At 32.3% G+C, this 15021-nt stretch carries 29 protein-coding genes; 9 read left to right on the forward strand and 20 right to left on the reverse strand.

Annotated features, from left to right (window positions below; translation table 11 throughout):
- Nucleotides 1-2: 2 nt before the first annotated feature.
- The gene (locus C5F47_RS04255) at nt 3-254 is read right to left on the reverse strand and encodes a hypothetical protein (protein WP_179361647.1); all 252 of its coding nucleotides are present in this window, start codon (nt 252-254) and stop codon (nt 3-5) included.
- A 34-nt stretch (nt 255-288) separates the two neighbouring features.
- On the opposite strand from C5F47_RS04255, the gene C5F47_RS04260 reads away from it, so the two are divergent.
- From C5F47_RS04260 to C5F47_RS04270, 3 genes are all read left to right on the forward strand, one after another.
- Complete coding sequence (locus C5F47_RS04260; RefSeq protein ID WP_179361648.1) at nt 289-492, forward strand: hypothetical protein; 204 nt, start codon at nt 289-291, stop codon at nt 490-492.
- Between the two features lie 99 nt (nt 493-591).
- Entirely contained in the window at nt 592-777 is a 186-nt protein-coding gene (locus tag C5F47_RS04265; protein WP_179361649.1) for a hypothetical protein, read from the forward strand.
- A gap of 24 nt (nt 778-801) precedes the next feature.
- Nucleotides 802-1098, forward strand: coding sequence for a rhodanese-like domain-containing protein (locus C5F47_RS04270; RefSeq protein WP_179361650.1), 297 nt, complete (start codon nt 802-804; stop codon nt 1096-1098).
- A gap of 4 nt (nt 1099-1102) precedes the next feature.
- Here C5F47_RS04270 and C5F47_RS04275 read toward each other — a convergent pair whose 3' ends face one another.
- Nucleotides 1103-1453, reverse strand: coding sequence for a hypothetical protein (locus tag C5F47_RS04275; protein ID WP_179361651.1), 351 nt, complete (start codon nt 1451-1453; stop codon nt 1103-1105).
- A gap of 68 nt (nt 1454-1521) precedes the next feature.
- Between C5F47_RS04275 and C5F47_RS04280 the strand changes: the two genes are divergently transcribed.
- Complete coding sequence (locus C5F47_RS04280; RefSeq protein WP_179361652.1) at nt 1522-1752, forward strand: hypothetical protein; 231 nt, start codon at nt 1522-1524, stop codon at nt 1750-1752.
- Nucleotides 1753-1926: 174 nt separating this feature from the next.
- On the opposite strand, the gene C5F47_RS04285 is transcribed toward C5F47_RS04280, so the two are convergent.
- The 10 genes from C5F47_RS04285 to C5F47_RS04325 form a co-directional block, all read right to left on the reverse strand.
- Nucleotides 1927-2319: a roadblock/LC7 domain-containing protein gene (locus tag C5F47_RS04285; RefSeq protein ID WP_246271203.1), complete on the reverse strand. Its 393-nt coding sequence runs from the start codon at nt 2317-2319 to the stop codon at nt 1927-1929.
- Nucleotides 2320-2377: 58 nt separating this feature from the next.
- The gene (locus tag C5F47_RS04290; RefSeq protein WP_179361653.1) at nt 2378-2536 is read right to left on the reverse strand and encodes a hypothetical protein; all 159 of its coding nucleotides are present in this window, start codon (nt 2534-2536) and stop codon (nt 2378-2380) included.
- A 38-nt stretch (nt 2537-2574) separates the two neighbouring features.
- A complete protein-coding gene (locus C5F47_RS04295; protein WP_179361654.1) occupies nt 2575-3621 on the reverse strand; it encodes a hypothetical protein in 1047 nt (348 codons plus the stop codon).
- Between the two features lie 387 nt (nt 3622-4008).
- Nucleotides 4009-4476: a hypothetical protein gene (locus C5F47_RS04300; RefSeq protein ID WP_179361655.1), complete on the reverse strand. Its 468-nt coding sequence runs from the start codon at nt 4474-4476 to the stop codon at nt 4009-4011.
- A 109-nt stretch (nt 4477-4585) separates the two neighbouring features.
- A complete protein-coding gene (locus C5F47_RS04305; RefSeq protein WP_179361656.1) occupies nt 4586-4819 on the reverse strand; it encodes a hypothetical protein in 234 nt (77 codons plus the stop codon).
- Between the two features lie 125 nt (nt 4820-4944).
- On the reverse strand, nt 4945-5079 hold the full coding sequence (locus C5F47_RS09750) for a hypothetical protein (RefSeq protein WP_281361095.1): 135 nt from the start codon (nt 5077-5079) through the stop codon (nt 4945-4947).
- 211 nt (nt 5080-5290) lie between these two features.
- A complete protein-coding gene (locus C5F47_RS04310) occupies nt 5291-5437 on the reverse strand; it encodes a hypothetical protein (protein ID WP_179361657.1) in 147 nt (48 codons plus the stop codon).
- Nucleotides 5438-5538: 101 nt separating this feature from the next.
- Nucleotides 5539-5892 carry a hypothetical protein gene (locus tag C5F47_RS04315; RefSeq protein ID WP_179361658.1) on the reverse strand — a complete coding sequence of 118 codons (354 nt, stop codon included), beginning with the start codon at nt 5890-5892 and terminating at the stop codon, nt 5539-5541.
- 19 nt (nt 5893-5911) lie between these two features.
- Entirely contained in the window at nt 5912-6499 is a 588-nt protein-coding gene (locus tag C5F47_RS04320) for a hypothetical protein (RefSeq protein WP_179361659.1), read from the reverse strand.
- Between the two features lie 41 nt (nt 6500-6540).
- Complete coding sequence (locus tag C5F47_RS04325; protein ID WP_179361660.1) at nt 6541-6747, reverse strand: hypothetical protein; 207 nt, start codon at nt 6745-6747, stop codon at nt 6541-6543.
- A gap of 65 nt (nt 6748-6812) precedes the next feature.
- Here C5F47_RS04325 and C5F47_RS04330 point away from each other — a divergent pair, with 65 nt between their 5' ends.
- The 4 genes from C5F47_RS04330 (at nt 6813) to C5F47_RS04345 (ending at nt 9425) form a co-directional block, all read left to right on the forward strand.
- Nucleotides 6813-7067: a hypothetical protein gene (locus C5F47_RS04330; protein ID WP_179361661.1), complete on the forward strand. Its 255-nt coding sequence runs from the start codon at nt 6813-6815 to the stop codon at nt 7065-7067.
- Nucleotides 7068-7282: 215 nt separating this feature from the next.
- Nucleotides 7283-8185, forward strand: coding sequence for a matrixin family metalloprotease (locus C5F47_RS04335; RefSeq protein ID WP_179361662.1), 903 nt, complete (start codon nt 7283-7285; stop codon nt 8183-8185).
- Between the two features lie 506 nt (nt 8186-8691).
- Nucleotides 8692-9225 carry a hypothetical protein gene (locus C5F47_RS04340; protein ID WP_179361663.1) on the forward strand — a complete coding sequence of 178 codons (534 nt, stop codon included), beginning with the start codon at nt 8692-8694 and terminating at the stop codon, nt 9223-9225.
- 56 nt (nt 9226-9281) lie between these two features.
- A complete protein-coding gene (locus tag C5F47_RS04345; protein WP_179361664.1) occupies nt 9282-9425 on the forward strand; it encodes a hypothetical protein in 144 nt (47 codons plus the stop codon).
- On the opposite strand, the gene C5F47_RS04350 is transcribed toward C5F47_RS04345, so the two are convergent.
- From C5F47_RS04350 to C5F47_RS04360, 4 genes are all read right to left on the reverse strand, one after another.
- Nucleotides 9422-9688, reverse strand: coding sequence for a hypothetical protein (locus C5F47_RS04350; protein ID WP_179361665.1), 267 nt, complete (start codon nt 9686-9688; stop codon nt 9422-9424). The genes C5F47_RS04345 and C5F47_RS04350 overlap by 4 nt on opposite strands.
- 88 nt (nt 9689-9776) lie before the next feature.
- Nucleotides 9777-9908 carry a hypothetical protein gene (locus C5F47_RS09755; protein ID WP_281361096.1) on the reverse strand — a complete coding sequence of 44 codons (132 nt, stop codon included), beginning with the start codon at nt 9906-9908 and terminating at the stop codon, nt 9777-9779.
- A gap of 118 nt (nt 9909-10026) precedes the next feature.
- A complete protein-coding gene (locus C5F47_RS04355; RefSeq protein ID WP_179361666.1) occupies nt 10027-10269 on the reverse strand; it encodes a hypothetical protein in 243 nt (80 codons plus the stop codon).
- Between the two features lie 63 nt (nt 10270-10332).
- Nucleotides 10333-10650, reverse strand: a complete 318-nt coding sequence (locus C5F47_RS04360; RefSeq protein ID WP_179361667.1) for a GIY-YIG nuclease family protein — start codon at nt 10648-10650, stop codon at nt 10333-10335.
- Nucleotides 10651-10746: 96 nt separating this feature from the next.
- Here C5F47_RS04360 and C5F47_RS04365 point away from each other — a divergent pair, with 96 nt between their 5' ends.
- Nucleotides 10747-12429, forward strand: coding sequence for a helicase C-terminal domain-containing protein (locus C5F47_RS04365; RefSeq protein WP_246271219.1), 1683 nt, complete (start codon nt 10747-10749; stop codon nt 12427-12429).
- A 12-nt stretch (nt 12430-12441) separates the two neighbouring features.
- Here C5F47_RS04365 and C5F47_RS04370 read toward each other — a convergent pair whose 3' ends face one another.
- The 4 genes from C5F47_RS04370 to ilvD all read right to left on the reverse strand — a co-directional run bounded on the left by C5F47_RS04370 (nt 12442) and on the right by ilvD (nt 14955).
- Nucleotides 12442-12663 (reverse strand): hypothetical protein, encoded by a 222-nt coding sequence (locus tag C5F47_RS04370; RefSeq protein WP_246271205.1) that lies wholly within the window; start codon nt 12661-12663, stop codon nt 12442-12444.
- An 11-nt stretch (nt 12664-12674) separates the two neighbouring features.
- Nucleotides 12675-12887 carry a hypothetical protein gene (locus C5F47_RS04375; RefSeq protein WP_179361668.1) on the reverse strand — a complete coding sequence of 71 codons (213 nt, stop codon included), beginning with the start codon at nt 12885-12887 and terminating at the stop codon, nt 12675-12677.
- A gap of 34 nt (nt 12888-12921) precedes the next feature.
- Nucleotides 12922-13131, reverse strand: coding sequence for a hypothetical protein (locus C5F47_RS04380; RefSeq protein ID WP_179361669.1), 210 nt, complete (start codon nt 13129-13131; stop codon nt 12922-12924).
- 150 nt (nt 13132-13281) lie between these two features.
- On the reverse strand, nt 13282-14955 hold the full coding sequence (ilvD, locus tag C5F47_RS04385) for a dihydroxy-acid dehydratase (RefSeq protein WP_179361670.1): 1674 nt from the start codon (nt 14953-14955) through the stop codon (nt 13282-13284).
- Nucleotides 14956-15021: the final 66 nt, after the last annotated feature.

Consider the following 15021-nt stretch of genomic DNA (forward strand, 5'->3'; position numbering starts at 1 on the left):
TTTTATTTCCAGCCCTTCCATCTACTTTTGAATTCGATCTCTTCTTTTTTCTCAATTATTTTTCTGCGATTCATTTCTAGGTTCTTCTTTTTGTTTTCTAATTTATCCCATTTTTCTTTAATCTCTGCCCTGAGTACTGGATCTTTACTACTTCGATATTCGTGTTTTAGCACTGCCCATTGTTTTGATATGGCATCGATCTCATAATCTGCTGCTATCAATTGCTTGGATATCTCTACTATGGGATCTTCCATCTATCTTTTTTTGTAATTTCCAAACTTAAGCTTATTGATAATTTTCCTAATTGGTATGTTGTTAGCTATTGGTTTGTACTATTTGAAAAGAGAAGATTATCACAAAGAGAATCCATATTCCTATATGAAAACTGAAAAAGAAATCAAGTTGCTAAAAATGGAATTGATGGAGTCATTGAAACCTGTTGATAATTCATACTATGGATTGTCTCTTGAAAATTTAATTGTGAACAATTAATTTACTATGACTAAAAATTAGTGTAAACTAATTAGAAGAAGCTAATTAGGATTGTCTAATTTTCATATTGTTTAAATTCAATATTGTACATACTAATACATGAAACAAGATTCATGCAGACGTTGTGGACACGAATTAGAATTGAACAAAAAATGTGAAGTGTGTAATGAAGTGAACCAATTCTATTGTCATGAATGTGGATTTGTTTCTGAAGAACAAATTCATTTTCAATGTATGATGATTAGTATGGATCATGCATTACTATCAAACCAAGTGCAGAAATAAATTACAGAACATCTTTTAGTATTCATGGCAGATAAAATTACTGCAAATGATCTAAAAACACAACAAAGTGATTTTGTGATAATTGATGTTCGAGAAGCTGATGAATTATCTGGTGGAGTTGTAGAAGGCTCTGTTCATATGCCCTTAGGACTATCAATTAGAAATGCAAAGAAAAAACAAATTGAAGATATGAGAGACAAGAAAATTTGTACCTATTGTGGCACTGGTTATAGGGGAAATATTGCAGCTGATGAATTAATCAAAGAAGGATTCAATGCAGTTACTCTTGATGGTGGGTACGGTTCTTGGAATCAATCTTAATTTTTTATTCATTCCATATTGCCTGAGTTTTCAGCCAAGCAATGAGGTCTTGATATAATTTGCTCTTTTGCATATTCAAAACCCCTATCTCTAAATTTGTTGATGATTTTACTGTCTTTGAATAATTTTCATATACTGCAAAAATTATCTTATCAAGAAACATTTCGTTCTGCATCTCTTTTTTTGCCAATTCTTCAGACTCAGTCATAGCAAAACTGGCAAATAACACTCCATCAACCCAGTAAGCATTTGCGGCTTCAAGTGATGACATCATACCAATCAGATCATCTAAACTGAGTTTGATCATGTCTCTGACATAGATTTTGTCATATGGTCTGTGGACAAATTCTGTCATATCATTTTCATTTTGTATGGTCTAATAAATTATGGAAATTTTATATCTGGTTTTTATGAAATTAAACTATGAGTGAAAAACCTGATGATCTTTCAGAACATGAAATGTTTGTAACTGAATTCCCAAAAACCGGATTTGGAATAGTCGATTATCTTCAAGGTAGGGTTCATTTTTCATTAATGGATCAAATGAAACTAATGCACAAATCGGGGATGAGTCAAACCCAAATCAAAGAAACAATTCTTACCAGTGTGACTGAGATCATTGATAATTTTGAACCTGAATCAAAAAGTCCTTGATTCAAGTTTTGAAGATTCTGCCATGATTATTTTGTGACATTGGCAATAACAATTTGTATGTGGCATGTCGTTATTCATTCTGTATTTGCATTCTTTTGTATGCTCGATCATAGTCATTATTGATAACTCTCATTATCATCTATCAAATTTATAATCTCTTTTCAAAATAATTTTTTATTGTTTTGTAGGATCTTTGCTTAAAATATTCAACACGTGCTCAATAATCTGTTTTTGTCCTCCTTCATGTAAGTCTGTTCTGACTGTATCAGAACCCATACTGACAAAAATCAAATTATCTTCTCCTAATGGGAATGTCATTCTTGTAATTTTTTCAAATGTTGCAACCGCATACAATCCATGACCAATTTTTGGGGCTAACTCATTCCTGCCTTTCCATGCAACTGATGCTCTTTTCAAAGAAGCCTCTGTCTCTTCTGCAGAAAGATAATTTGTAATTCCTTCCCTGTGACTGGTTGCTAAAATATTACCATCGCTATCTGTTACTACACTATGTCTAATGTTTACATCTGAATCCATAATTCTCTTTAGAAGATTTTCAAAATTCATCTTCATCTGTTACGTCAAAATAATACTTAAGATCTACCCCTAAAATCATACGTGATTTTTATTCTGATGATGATTTACATTCAAAATATTCTGTAACTATATTGTTAAAATCTTCCAATAATTGCTGATCAGCAAATCCAGATTTTTCAAGCAATTTCCATGATTTGTAGACCTCTTCTTTTAACACATACAACGTTCGTTTATCATCGCAGTGCATATTGATATTGTTCTAAAATAGAATTTAATCTTTGTAATTTACACAGTTGATTCTACTGGCAGAGTGATTTTCTTTTTTGCAATTTTTACTGCTATGATGCCTGTTATTGCACTTGGTATACTCATTATTCCAAATACTATTGCTAGGGTTTCTGAGAAATCTGGGAGTAATGAATATCCTGAGACCTCATTGAACACATAAAATTGAATAAAAGACATTCCAACAAGAGGCATACTGTTTATGATAAACACAGCACCTACTAATCCTCCTGAAATTTCCTCTTTGAATTTTCTGATTTTGATCTTATCATTCATTATTGCATCTGCAATTACTGCTACAATCATTGGCACTGCAAACCATGGCAAAAATCCAAACAAATTTTCATTTGGAATCACATTTGCTGTAATATTCATAATGATTAATCCTGCAACTGCTGTACTTGCCCATCCAAAACCTTTCATTGATTTAACGGCTCCCCAAAAAATCAATGTGCAGAAAAATGGTATTGTAATGCCTAGAATGATTGCTCCCACATATGGATCTGGGTTTAAGTTGATTGTTTCTCCATTAGATATTGGCAATCCAAATTGGAAACAAAATGCAATTACGATAAACCATAATGCTGAAAATCCTATAGTCGTTGCAGGTTTTGTTGCTTTGAAATTATATGGAATTAATCTTGTTAACCCGACAATAATTCCTACCGACTGAATCAAAATGCCTGTAATTAGTGTCAAATGAGTTGGACTGAGTAATCCATCTGTTCCAAAGAGTTCATGCCACAAATAATCTGAAGGCCCTGCGACAATCTGTATCATGCTTCCAACCAAAATTAATTTTAAACCTAGGGAAAATGATTCACGACGGATTTCTTTATCTCTGCCGATGATTCCTAGAGATGCAATTGCTGCAATCAGGGATATCCCTACCCCTGAATACAATACTGCATGTGGTGGTGTGAAAAATGACTCTGGCGCTCCAACTGCGTGACTAGTAATATCCCAACTTCCTCCCCAAATTTCTAAAACACTTCCAAATAATGAAACGAGTAAAACAATCAAAACAAATTTTGGTGTCATTTTCATACAACAAGACCAAAATATTACTTTATGAATATTGTGAATTAAAAAATTAAAGCCTTAGAAATTTCTAAAGCTGGTCGTCGATGTTTTCAGATTTCTCTATTTTACACCAACAATTTGGGCTGCATATTGAATTAAAACTAGACATTTTATTCATCTGATACTAGCCATGAAAGGCCTATTGCTTCTTCCCATTCTGATTGATTGTTATTATTTTGCATATTTTGTTGTGGCAAAATTTCTATTTAATGAAGATGAACGATTTATCAGTACAATTTCTCAGTAAAAATGAGTAGTGATTCTTTATATTGAATTTATGATAATTCTATTACCCGACCATACCTGGTGATGATTCAAATCCTAGATTCATTTTTGAATCTCACCTTTTTCTTAATTTAGAGAATTTGCAGTTTTTTCATAATAGTATTCTTGTTTCTTCAAATCTTTTTCTGAAATTATTCTGCATTTTCGCATTGGGACTAGTCTTGATATTTGCTCATATGTCTTCATATCCCTTACATCTGCTGCATATGCAATTTGTAACAGAGGTGGTTTCTCTACAATCATGGGTTTTGCTTGTTCATATCCTCCACTTTGTCTCATACCTGTTCTGAATAATCCTAAATGGCTATCATTTTTTGAAATCTGCGGATCTTGATATACACAAATTGCAAATTCATCATTGTCTTTTTCAATAATTGTCAGTCGTGTAAATTTATCACTCCAATCCTCAATTTCTTTGGCAATCAAAATTGCTTCTTTTTTATCCTCAAACACAGTTGATACTACCAATCTGTCCTTCTCATATGCCCAGGATATGCCGTAGAAATTATTTTTCCAATCAATATCTAATGACATGAATATCTGTAGAAAAATATCCCATTAATGCTTTCTAATTGTGTTCATTTCTGGTAGTCTGCACAAAAATCTCAAGAAAGCAATTATCTGCCTAAAATAAAAAATGTGACTAGCATGTTTTGTCACATTCGCATTGTCTACTTGTAAACAAATTTTTGAATGTTTCAAATTTTGACTGACCAATTGATGGTTTTTGTCTTCCGACAATTTTGAATAAATTAATTCCAGTCTCTGAGCTAGTTCCTTTTAGTGCCCATGATCCATTTTTCATTAGATATGGCTGTGGATTTTTCATTGATACCTTTTTTCGTGCTTTGATATCATATGCCTCTATTTTTGACATGTGCCCTTATGACAAAATCACTATTACAAATTCAAAGTAAGTTTTTTCACATCTAATAGCTGAAAATTAATCAAATATTATGCGTAAGAATTTTTTAAATTATTTTTTAGGCTCGTAAAAATTCACTATGATGATGACAATGTTGCCATTTCACAATTACAATCTTCACGTTTTCCACAATACGGACAATTACAATCACAGTAAATTAATGCCTGATCACATGAGATGCATTTTGTATACTCTGCAAAATCCTCATTCACTTTGTTTTACCATCCGTGAGTATTATGTTCATTTTTAATTGATAAACAACATGTTGTAAATTCTAAAAATTAGTTTTATTTTTTCATCTTTAGTGAACAAATGTTTGATAATCACATGATTTGTCTTTTATATCTCGAGCCTAAAGTAATATTGGCGCCTTCGATTAGTGGTCTAGGCATGCTATAAACGACCACTATTCCAAGACGTTAATTATCGTTTTTTTAATAATGCGTCTTCTGGTGTTTTATCTTTATTTGATTCCCAATGCCAACTGTGATGTTTTTTCCAGTGAGTCTCAAGTTCTTCTGTAGTTGGTTCTTTTCCTAATGGGGTTCCACATAATTTACACTGTATCATGATTTGGCTCCTTTTGTTTTTTCTTTTTTGATTTTGGAATTGGATGACATTGTGCAGGTAAATTCTCTTCATCCATTAAAATATGTCAAACTGAATTGAAATTAAGAGTTTGCTTTTGGTGGTGATTTCTTTTTTGATTGTTTTTTATTATTTCTATACTTGTCTTTTTTTCTTTTTCTTTCTAAATCTAGAATAGAATATGTTTTGCCATTTTCACAAAGCTTCATCTCTCCAGAATATTCATCATGAATTGATTCGAAAGATCCACTTGATAATAATTCTCCAACAATACTCCATGCCATGTCTTCTGATACATCAAATTTGTATGAAATGGTTGATACTTTGGTAAAATACCCGTTTTTAGAATTACGAATTACAAATTGTTCTACCTTTTGCTCTGTTGTCAAGCTAGGTTCACGTTTTTTGAAATTTCTATATGGTTTTCTTTCTGACATTTTTATCTGATTTTAAATTTTAACTCTCAGCATTAAGTGTGTCAGGATCATTATTTCCTGGCATATACTTGTCTCCTAGTTTATTTTTCATTTTTTCGTCAAATTCTTCTTGTAATCTGGTTAGATACATTTCTGCCTCTGTTTCATCATCTGGAATTCCTGTATCTGTATCAAAATTAAATCCTGTTGCTAGGTGATAAAATTCTTCAAAAAATTCTTTACAGTCAATGACGTCTGCTTTTTCATCCATTGTGGATACAAGACAATTATTTTCAATTCTAAAATTTAGGCATATTTCTTCTTCAATCATCACATCTGCCATGACTGACATGAGGTATGCCACGTACTTTTCATCCAATTTTTCGTCATTTTTGTTTGCAATCCATAACTCATTTCCATCCAAAAAATTATCAAAAGTTCTAACTACCATTTCACGGATATCTGAATCTGGATAAGATAATTTTGATTTCCAAGATTCAAAATTACCTGGTTTAGCATAAACTGCGTCAAATGTCAAATCTTCATTGATTTGTTCAAATTCCCAAATCTCTCTATTAGTCCACATTGGTGAAAAATCAACAATTAGTTTTCTTGTAGTCTGATCCAATGTCTTATCTGATTTTTTCTATAGTTTAATCTTATCTTGAATTAGTTGCTAATCCCTGATTTGAGGAACTCTATGGTACATTCTGCTAGTTCTTTACTGGAGTGCTTTTTGATATCATGTTTACAATTAGGACATGTTCCTGTTTCTTCATCTGAAACCCCTTCTCCTACTTGTTTCATACAACATTCCATCAACTCTTCAGTTGAATGTGATTCCATTGCAAGTTTACACGTAGGGCATTCTGTCAAATTGAGATGACTTTAAGATAATCTAGTTGCTAATAAATTATATTTGATTTTTTAAAGAAATTGTTATGGATTTGAATGGAAAATTTCAAAATAAATTACGATGTATTTGTAATGAGAATATCGTTTTTGAAATAATTGAAGATATTGAATGTGATTGGGGTTCTCACTTTGTTGTTCAATGTTCTAAATGTGAAGAATTGTTTTCTGCTGATTGTGAGTGTCCTGCATTTTCAAATATTTTATCTCTGTTAGAAAATAATCCTTTGTTATATTCTGATACAGAAAAATCTGAATATTTGACTAATTCACATCCAAAGTAAAATTTTTGGCCACAGATAAAATTGGTAATCAATGTCGAATTGCGTTAGCGATTACCAACATCCAGCTATTCTATGGCAATGATTATTCTGTGATTATTCTTTTAAAATAAAAAAAGTGTGTTAAAGTTGATTTATGTTGTCAAAAAAATCCATCCAGCCTATACACTGCTTATTTCATGGAAAGTTTTAGGTAATGCGATGTTTTTCTTTTATTATTGAAAGCAGTTTATGTGATAATTGCACTAGTTGTAATTGTTGGTTATGCCTGGTATGCTGATTTATTGCCTATAGGAAACGATTCTTCCTCCATAGGCTTGTCCCCTTCTATTGAAAACATACAACAAATCTCCAATGTTGTAACTTCTGAAGATCATCAGATCATTTACTATTCATTTGAGAATGTTCCGGATGTTCCAGATAAACAAATTCCAGTAAATGCATTAATGAAAGCAATAGAAAATTGGGAAAACTCTAATCCTAATTTGGAGTTTATTGAATCCGAAAATTCTAACATTGAAATTAGATGGCAAAAATATGCATCCACTACACACACTGGACTTGCAACATGTAATTCTGTTCTTTTTGGAATTCTTAGTCATTGTGTTTTAGATATTTCAATTGGAGCCGAAGATTGTAATTCTAATTTTGTTCAAAACGATGAAAACATGGTCGTAAATATATTGATGCACGAAATAGGTCATGCCTTAGGTTTAGGTCACACTAGTGAAGAAAATCATTTAATGTATTCAACTGAATCTCCAGAAATTAATTATGATACACAGGGATATGTTATTCCTGATAGATTAGAAGAACTTTATGTTGGACAAAAACTATTGTTGGTTCAAGAAAAAGAAATTCAATCTGAAATTGAATCTCTGGATGTTAAAATTTCGCGTGAACAAACTCAGTATGATGAATATTACAAACAGTATGAATTCTATGAAGGAAAAACACTTTCCCAAGAAGACTACAAAAAAGCACAAATTGCATATGATAGAATAAATTCACAAGCTGAAAAAGTCAATGGATTAATTGATCAACAAAATGAATTGATACACGAAATCAATGATATTATCAATCAATTAGGTTGTGATCCTAACTTTGAAATTCAATCTTAACTAGCTGAATAATAAAACTAATCCTACTACTAAAGCTGCTACTGAAATCCCCATTGTAACATAAAATCTTGTCATCATCAAAATATGCTCATATTATCTGAGATTAATAGTTTAGAATTGAGAAAGCAAGCAAATTTGATATCCTTATCATCAGCCCTTTGGGGGTTACAGCAGATATCAAATTCGCAATCACCTTGCTTTCAATATTTGTATTAATTGCTATTTTCAAAAATTCTTAAAATAAAACATGTCTTGAATATTGATCAAAAAGGGTTGAAAAAATGATCCATTTTTTACTTAAGCCTAAAAATGACTCTTTTTTTGAAATATTGCGTTTGTTCAAAATGGACACACGTTTTCTTTTAGTCTATTTTGTATCATAAATAATAGAGTCATCTGTTTGACGGCTTCATACATTTGCCTTAATCGACCATCTTGGAATTCATTTGCCGTCAAACACTCTTTTTCTAAAAATAATTTTATTATCAATTAATTGACCATCTATTATGGGCGATAGTGTTACTTTGGATTGGACTCCAAATTTTGCACTAAAATGGTCTGATTTTCAAGCAGAATCAAATCCTGCAGTTTTTGAAGACTCTCACAGTGTCGTAAAATATCGATTTACGTGGATTGTAAATTCTGATAAGATAAATGACAAAATTGTTTTCATGATTGAAGATATTCGTATTTTTACTGAGTTTCATCCTCTATTGTCTTGGGTAAGAATATCTGAATCAAACGATATGTTGCTTAATCATGAGCAAGGTAAATTTGATCTTGCAGAATTGGTAAAGGTTGAAAATCTCCCGAAACTAAAAGCAAAATTCTACAATAAACATTTTCCAACTAGAGGTCAAAATGAGCCCCAACAAAAACAGTTTGCAAAAGAGGATTCAGGAAAAATGATACATGGCGAGGTTGAAAAATTGCAGAAATTGTTTGAAGAAAAATGTCTAAAATATCATGAAGATACTAAATATGGTCAGAATTTGGAAGAGCAATCAAAATATGACAGGCTCAATAATAAAATAAAATAAAATTTGTCTTGCAGTGTATGCTGGTATGTTATTTACTAATTATTCTAACATCCTACATGGAAACTGCAAATTTACCCAAATTCAAATGGAATGAATTATCCGAACAAAATTCAGGCCATACTCCAAATGAATGGGGTGAAAAAAAGAAAGAATCTTCTCCTAAGACTTTTGTATCTTACACTGTATCTTGGGATGCTTAGGTTCTATTTTCTATAATTTTATTTTCTGGAATTGAATTAATGTAATTTACTAGACTACGATAATATTTTAAATGAAAATTTAAATCTCTCATCTCAGTTTGTTTCAATTCTTCTAATTCTGGGCCAAAATCTGTATTGTTTGATTGAATATGGCTTAGTGTATTCTCATTAACTTCTATCATGTGAAATAGACTATGCAATACTTCTCCTTTTGTGAGTGTTCTATCACATGATTTTTGCAACAAATTTTCAACCCAATCCATATTGTATGTGAAATTAATTCTTATATCCGCTCCAGAATTTGATAAATTCTGACCTTTGCTCTATTTTTTTTAGTCTAGGCTGAAATGATTATTTTTTAGCTGCCTGTTTCTTTCTTTCCATGATTTCCTTGTTACGTTCACTGTCTGAATGAATTTCAACATGCTCGTAAAGCTGTTCTTTGGAATCAAAAATTTGTTCACAATAATAGCACTGATGCATTGTTAAATTACGTCTATCTCAGATAAATTGCTTTACCAATAAAATGTATAATTTATTCCTGAATTTGATTTAATTAGTAAAAATTTTGAAAATAATATGGATGATAATCTATATGTGATTATCTCCCATTTTGTTCTCTAACTTTTTGTGCTAAATCGCCGAAAGGATCTTCATGCCATTTCTCCTTGTTTAAATCGGCTCCAAAAGTCCCAGTTTTAGGTAAGAGTCCCTCTTCTGCTGCTTGAGACAAAACTGCGTCTTCTGGTATGTAGTTTTTTTGGTTTTCAGTACCGTATGCAATTGCTGCACCCATTGCTATTACACCTACGGCAATTCCAACGTAAATCATCGCGTTTGACATGAAATAAGATAATGATTTTTTATATTAATCTAGTAAGACTTCATTGCAACGCAGTGAACTTGTCTAAGGCGTTTCTATCTTGATCTCTGAATTACAGACAGGGATATTGCCTGTTTCATTTTTAAAATCATCAATCAATTGCATTTGCATTTCTTTTGGATTTTCAGCAAATATCCTTTGATATGATGATGTTTTTTGTTTACATTCATCTCCGTCAAATTCAGTATCTACATAATTTGCAAAAGTTTTCTCTAGATTATCAGTTTCACCAATGAATATTGGATCTTTACTTCTGTTATACAAAACGTATACTCCTGGATTTGGTTTTACATATTGAGCACTATCTGTCCAAACTCTCATTTTGTCATCTAATAGTTCCATAACATAGCAAAGTAACACTAGATATTAAACTAGATTGCAAAAATGACGATTATCCAATAACCTCTATGCTTTTAATATTGAGCTGAAAAAGATGTAATCCTGTCCTTATTAGAAAAATTTCCAGATCAGTTTACTCCTAGATCTATCCAAAAAGAAATTCTCACAGAAATAGAAGAAAAACTCCAATCGGGATTTAAAAAAATTATTCTATGTGCTCCGACAGGAGTGGGAAAATCACTGGTAGGTGCAACTGTCTCCAATTATTTTGATAGTTCATTTACTGTAACTGCATCAAAACATCTTCAAGATCAATACATCAAAGATATTCCGTTTTTAAAACCCGTAAAAGGCAAACAAAATTTCCCCTGTCTAAAACTAATGTCTGCAGAAAAGGTGGATAATGAAAGACGAGCTATGAGATGGGGTTTAACCTGTGATAAGGGAGAATGTCAGGAAAGAGTCACAAAAAATGGAAAAGAAGTTTTTGAAGTGTGTAAATTCAAGCCCACTATTGGCCAAGTAGCCGATAATACTCAGGATACTCCATCATGTCACTATTATTTGCAAAAATATGATGCTCTTGCATCAAAACATTCTCTGTGGAATTATCACGCATTTTTCACAATTATGAAATTTAACAAGAAACTCTTTGAGGATTATCTAGATAGAAAAGTTACTGTCTTTGATGAGGCTCACAAAATAGAAGATCAAATAATCCAGTTTGTTGGATTTGATATTTTCAGTGGTCAGGTTGATGAATGTAATCTTAATTCAGAAAAATATGATTTCACTGATTTGGATTCAATGATAAAGCTAACTGATGATATGGCGTTTGCATATGCTAAACAAATTAAAGATATCAAAGAAAGTCCTGCATTTCAAAACAATCCTGATTTTGAATTAATCACGGGATTGGAACGTCGTCATGATAGATCTGCTCAAGCTAAAATTGACATAATGTCTGATAAAGATAATTTTATTGTAAATGATCCTCAAAAAGATTTGAATGGGAATTTTAGAACCATTTCTGTTAAACCAATTGATGTCTCAAAATTTGCAAACTCTTTCTTTGAAACAGAATACCAAATTTTCATGTCTGCAACCATTGACAAATCCAGTTTTTGTGAAAACATGGGATTGGAAAAAGATGATGTAGCCTTTGTCGATACACCAAAATCCCCATTTCCAATTGAACATAGAACAATTGATCTTCTCAATATTCGACGATTAAGTTATGGTTCAACTGATGAGGATGAACTTGAAATTATTAAAACAATTGATAGAATTATGGATGAGCATTCTAACGAGCGAGGATTAATTTTGACTTCGTCTATTCCTAGATGTCAAAAAATCATTAGACACCTTTCTCCTAAAAATACTCAAAGAATTAGACTTTGTCATAGTAAAAACAAAGATGGCAAAACACAAGATGAAGTGATATCTGAGCATGCCTCTGATCCTACTGGTGTTTTACTGTCTTCATCTCTATGGGAGGGTGTGGATTTGAAAGATGATTTGTCTCGATTTCAAATAATTGCAAAAGTTCCATACCCGAACTATACTGAAAAACGTACTAGGGCAAAAATGAATAAATTCCCTCAATGGTATACTTCACAAACTCTTACAAAGATATTACAAGGATTTGGGCGTTCAATTCGAAGTGATGATGATTGGGCAAAAACATACGTTTTGGACACTGCAGTAAATAATGTATTTTTCAAAGGACAGTCGATGATTCCAAAAGCATACTATGATGTTTTAGGCATGGATTCAGTTTAATTTTATAATTACTTATTTTCTATTTGCACAAGCACATTTCACATAAACCATTTTGAATTCTCCATCTGTTTTCACGTTATGTGACATTGGTTTTCTGCATTGTTGACATTCTGTAAATCCAAAATATTCATCCACTTTGATCATTTTATAATCCCATGATTTTTTTTCTTCGTTCCAAAATACAGAATTTATTTCTGACGGTCCTTCCATGTTATGATATGGAAATAGTTTCATTAATTAATTTTCTATGTGTTTAGATTTTTAAAATCTAGGCATTTTTGATCAAATTCATTAAGATATTGTTTTGCATTAATCTGAGAATCCATTATGTATAATTCACAAGTTTCAGCATCGATTAGTTGTGCGGAATTGTTACTATTTGTTAACACTTGTAAAGACAAAATGGTAACAAGTACAATTATTACAATTATTGCAAATTTACTAGAGTAGATATCCATGATATTGTGAGGGTCTTGTTCAGTTTAATTCTTTTTAATTTTTTAATAAATTGATTACGTCATTATTTGTTTTAATCCATGTTTTAAGATAAGCCGAAAACAAATTTTCAATCTCATCCATTGGAAGTCCTGCAAATCTAGGATCTTTTGCAAGGTCTTCAAACTGTTCATGAAGTTGGTCTAACGTATTTTTCTGTTCTTCATTTAATTGCTCTAATTTTGCTACTACTTCTAAAACGACCATGGTTTTCTTGAGGTAAATTCAGTTAAAATATTTTTAGAAAACCTGTAGTAGACAACAGTAATTTGATAAGCATAAGTCGTTTCTTTTTCCTGTTATCTCTAAATCTTATTTTAGATCGCGATCTATAAAGCTTGTGGACAATTTGTTCTTCTAAGGATTGGCTGTAGTAATTGCACCTTGAGCGGCTGAACCAACAAGTGTTGCATATTTTGCCAATGCTCCAGAGGTATAGTTTGGTTGAGGTTTCCTCCAAGATTCTTTTCTTTTTGCTAATTCTTCTTCTGAAACATGAAGATCAATTACTGTAGTTTCTGTATCAATTGTAATTTCATCACCATCTTTGACTAGTGCTATTGGTCCTCCAACATATGCTTCTGGTGCAACATGTCCTACCATGAATCCTCTGGTTCCTCCTGAAAATCGTCCATCTGTTACCATTGCCACTTTTTTACCTAAACCTTGACCTACTAGTGCTGCAGTTGTTGCAAGCATTTCTCTCATACCTGGTCCTCCTTTTGGACCTTCATATCTAATCACAACAACATCTCCTTCCTCGACATCTCCTTTTGCAACTGCATCAAATGCATATTCTTCTCTATCATAGACTTTTGCTTTACCCGTAAATTTGGTCATTTCTACACCTGCAGTTTTAATCACTGCTCCTTCTGGAGCAAGACTACCTTTGAGTACAACTGCTGTTCCTACTGTGTGGATTGGATTATCAACAGGTCGGATAATGGACTGTTCAGGTTCTGGAATTGTCATTGCATCTAGATTTTGTTGAATGGTTTTTCCTGTAACTGTAATACAACCTCCGTTGAGTAATCCCTTAGCAGCTAATTTTTTTAAGACAAATGGAATTCCCCCGATTTTATCTAAACTATTCATTACATAGCTGCCACCTGGTTTCATATCTGCAATATGTGGTGTCTTTTTTCTAATTCTTTCAAAATCATCATAAGTTAGTTTTACTCCAGCTTCATTTGCCATTGATAACAAATGCAAAATTCCATTCGTTGAACCTCCAACTGCATTAAGCATCACGATTGAATTCTCAAATGCTTCAAATGTCATAATGTCTCTTGGCTTGATGTTTAATTCTAATAATTTTGCACATGCAGCACCTGTATCATAAACCATTTTGTTTCTTCTTTCATCTTCTGCAGGCGGACTTGCACTTCCAGGTAATGCCAATCCAATAGCTTCTGAAATTGATGCCATTGTGTTTGCAGTAAACATTCCACCACATGAACCAGAACTAGGACATGCTGTGTTTTCAATATTTTTTAGCATCTCTAAAGAAATTTGTCCTGCATCATATGCTCCAACTGCTTCATAAACATCTACAACTGTAAGCTCTTTTCCATCTAAAATCCCTGGCATGATTGTTCCACCATATACAAAGGCTGATGGTAAATTTAGTCTGGCCATTGCCATCATTGTTCCAGGTAAACTTTTGTCGCAACCTGCAATTCCTACAATACCGTCGTATTGATGTGCTCTTACCATTAATTCAATAGAATCTGCAATAACTTCACGAGATATTAGAGATGATTTCATTCCTTCATGTCCCATGGCAATTCCATCACTAACTGCAATTGTTGAGAATATTCTTGGGGTTGCACCATTTTCTGCAACTCCTTTTTTTGCCTCTTCGGCCAATGTTGGTAACAAAATGTTACATGGAGTTGCCTCATTTCCTGTGTGACAAACTCCGATGAATGGTTTACTAAGATCATTATCATCTAGCCCCATAGCTTTGTACATTGCTCTGTGTGGCGAACGTGCTGTACCTCCTACTACGTTTTGACTAGATATTTCCATAACATGTCAAATTCAGATTCCTATAATTTAGACTTTATTGCAATTATCTGATAGAAAACTTTCATT

The organism is Nitrosopumilus cobalaminigenes (genome assembly GCF_013407145.1).
Lineage (GTDB): Archaea > Thermoproteota > Nitrososphaeria > Nitrososphaerales > Nitrosopumilaceae > Nitrosopumilus > Nitrosopumilus cobalaminigenes.

Bases quoted from the DNA above. Each gene is read 5' to 3' on its own strand.
- C5F47_RS09755 (WP_281361096.1), bottom strand. From the start codon at position 9,908: ATGCATCAGTGCTATTATTGTGAACAAATTTTTGATTCCAAAGAACAG.
- C5F47_RS04340 (WP_179361663.1), top strand. From the start codon at position 8,692: ATGGGCGATAGTGTTACTTTGGATTGGACTCCAAATTTTGCACTAAAA.
- C5F47_RS04280 (WP_179361652.1), top strand. From the start codon at position 1,522: ATGAGTGAAAAACCTGATGATCTTTCAGAACATGAAATGTTTGTAACT.
- C5F47_RS04300 (WP_179361655.1), bottom strand. From the start codon at position 4,476: ATGTCATTAGATATTGATTGGAAAAATAATTTCTACGGCATATCCTGG.
- C5F47_RS04330 (WP_179361661.1), top strand. From the start codon at position 6,813: ATGGATTTGAATGGAAAATTTCAAAATAAATTACGATGTATTTGTAAT.
- C5F47_RS04355 (WP_179361666.1), bottom strand. From the start codon at position 10,269: ATGTCAAACGCGATGATTTACGTTGGAATTGCCGTAGGTGTAATAGCA.
- C5F47_RS04285 (WP_246271203.1), bottom strand. From the start codon at position 2,319: ATGAATTTTGAAAATCTTCTAAAGAGAATTATGGATTCAGATGTAAAC.
- C5F47_RS04370 (WP_246271205.1), bottom strand. From the start codon at position 12,663: ATGAAACTATTTCCATATCATAACATGGAAGGACCGTCAGAAATAAAT.
- C5F47_RS04360 (WP_179361667.1), bottom strand. From the start codon at position 10,650: ATGGAACTATTAGATGACAAAATGAGAGTTTGGACAGATAGTGCTCAA.
- C5F47_RS04275 (WP_179361651.1), bottom strand. From the start codon at position 1,453: ATGACAGAATTTGTCCACAGACCATATGACAAAATCTATGTCAGAGAC.
- C5F47_RS04265 (WP_179361649.1), top strand. From the start codon at position 592: ATGAAACAAGATTCATGCAGACGTTGTGGACACGAATTAGAATTGAAC.
- C5F47_RS04270 (WP_179361650.1), top strand. From the start codon at position 802: ATGGCAGATAAAATTACTGCAAATGATCTAAAAACACAACAAAGTGAT.
- C5F47_RS04290 (WP_179361653.1), bottom strand. From the start codon at position 2,536: ATGCACTGCGATGATAAACGAACGTTGTATGTGTTAAAAGAAGAGGTC.
- C5F47_RS04305 (WP_179361656.1), bottom strand. From the start codon at position 4,819: ATGTCAAAAATAGAGGCATATGATATCAAAGCACGAAAAAAGGTATCA.
- C5F47_RS04380 (WP_179361669.1), bottom strand. From the start codon at position 13,131: ATGGTCGTTTTAGAAGTAGTAGCAAAATTAGAGCAATTAAATGAAGAA.
- C5F47_RS04295 (WP_179361654.1), bottom strand. From the start codon at position 3,621: ATGAAAATGACACCAAAATTTGTTTTGATTGTTTTACTCGTTTCATTA.
- C5F47_RS04375 (WP_179361668.1), bottom strand. From the start codon at position 12,887: ATGGATATCTACTCTAGTAAATTTGCAATAATTGTAATAATTGTACTT.
- C5F47_RS04345 (WP_179361664.1), top strand. From the start codon at position 9,282: ATGGAAACTGCAAATTTACCCAAATTCAAATGGAATGAATTATCCGAA.
- ilvD (WP_179361670.1), bottom strand. From the start codon at position 14,955: ATGGAAATATCTAGTCAAAACGTAGTAGGAGGTACAGCACGTTCGCCA.
- C5F47_RS04310 (WP_179361657.1), bottom strand. From the start codon at position 5,437: ATGATACAGTGTAAATTATGTGGAACCCCATTAGGAAAAGAACCAACT.
- C5F47_RS04350 (WP_179361665.1), bottom strand. From the start codon at position 9,688: ATGGATTGGGTTGAAAATTTGTTGCAAAAATCATGTGATAGAACACTC.
- C5F47_RS04315 (WP_179361658.1), bottom strand. From the start codon at position 5,892: ATGTCAGAAAGAAAACCATATAGAAATTTCAAAAAACGTGAACCTAGC.
- C5F47_RS04255 (WP_179361647.1), bottom strand. From the start codon at position 254: ATGGAAGATCCCATAGTAGAGATATCCAAGCAATTGATAGCAGCAGAT.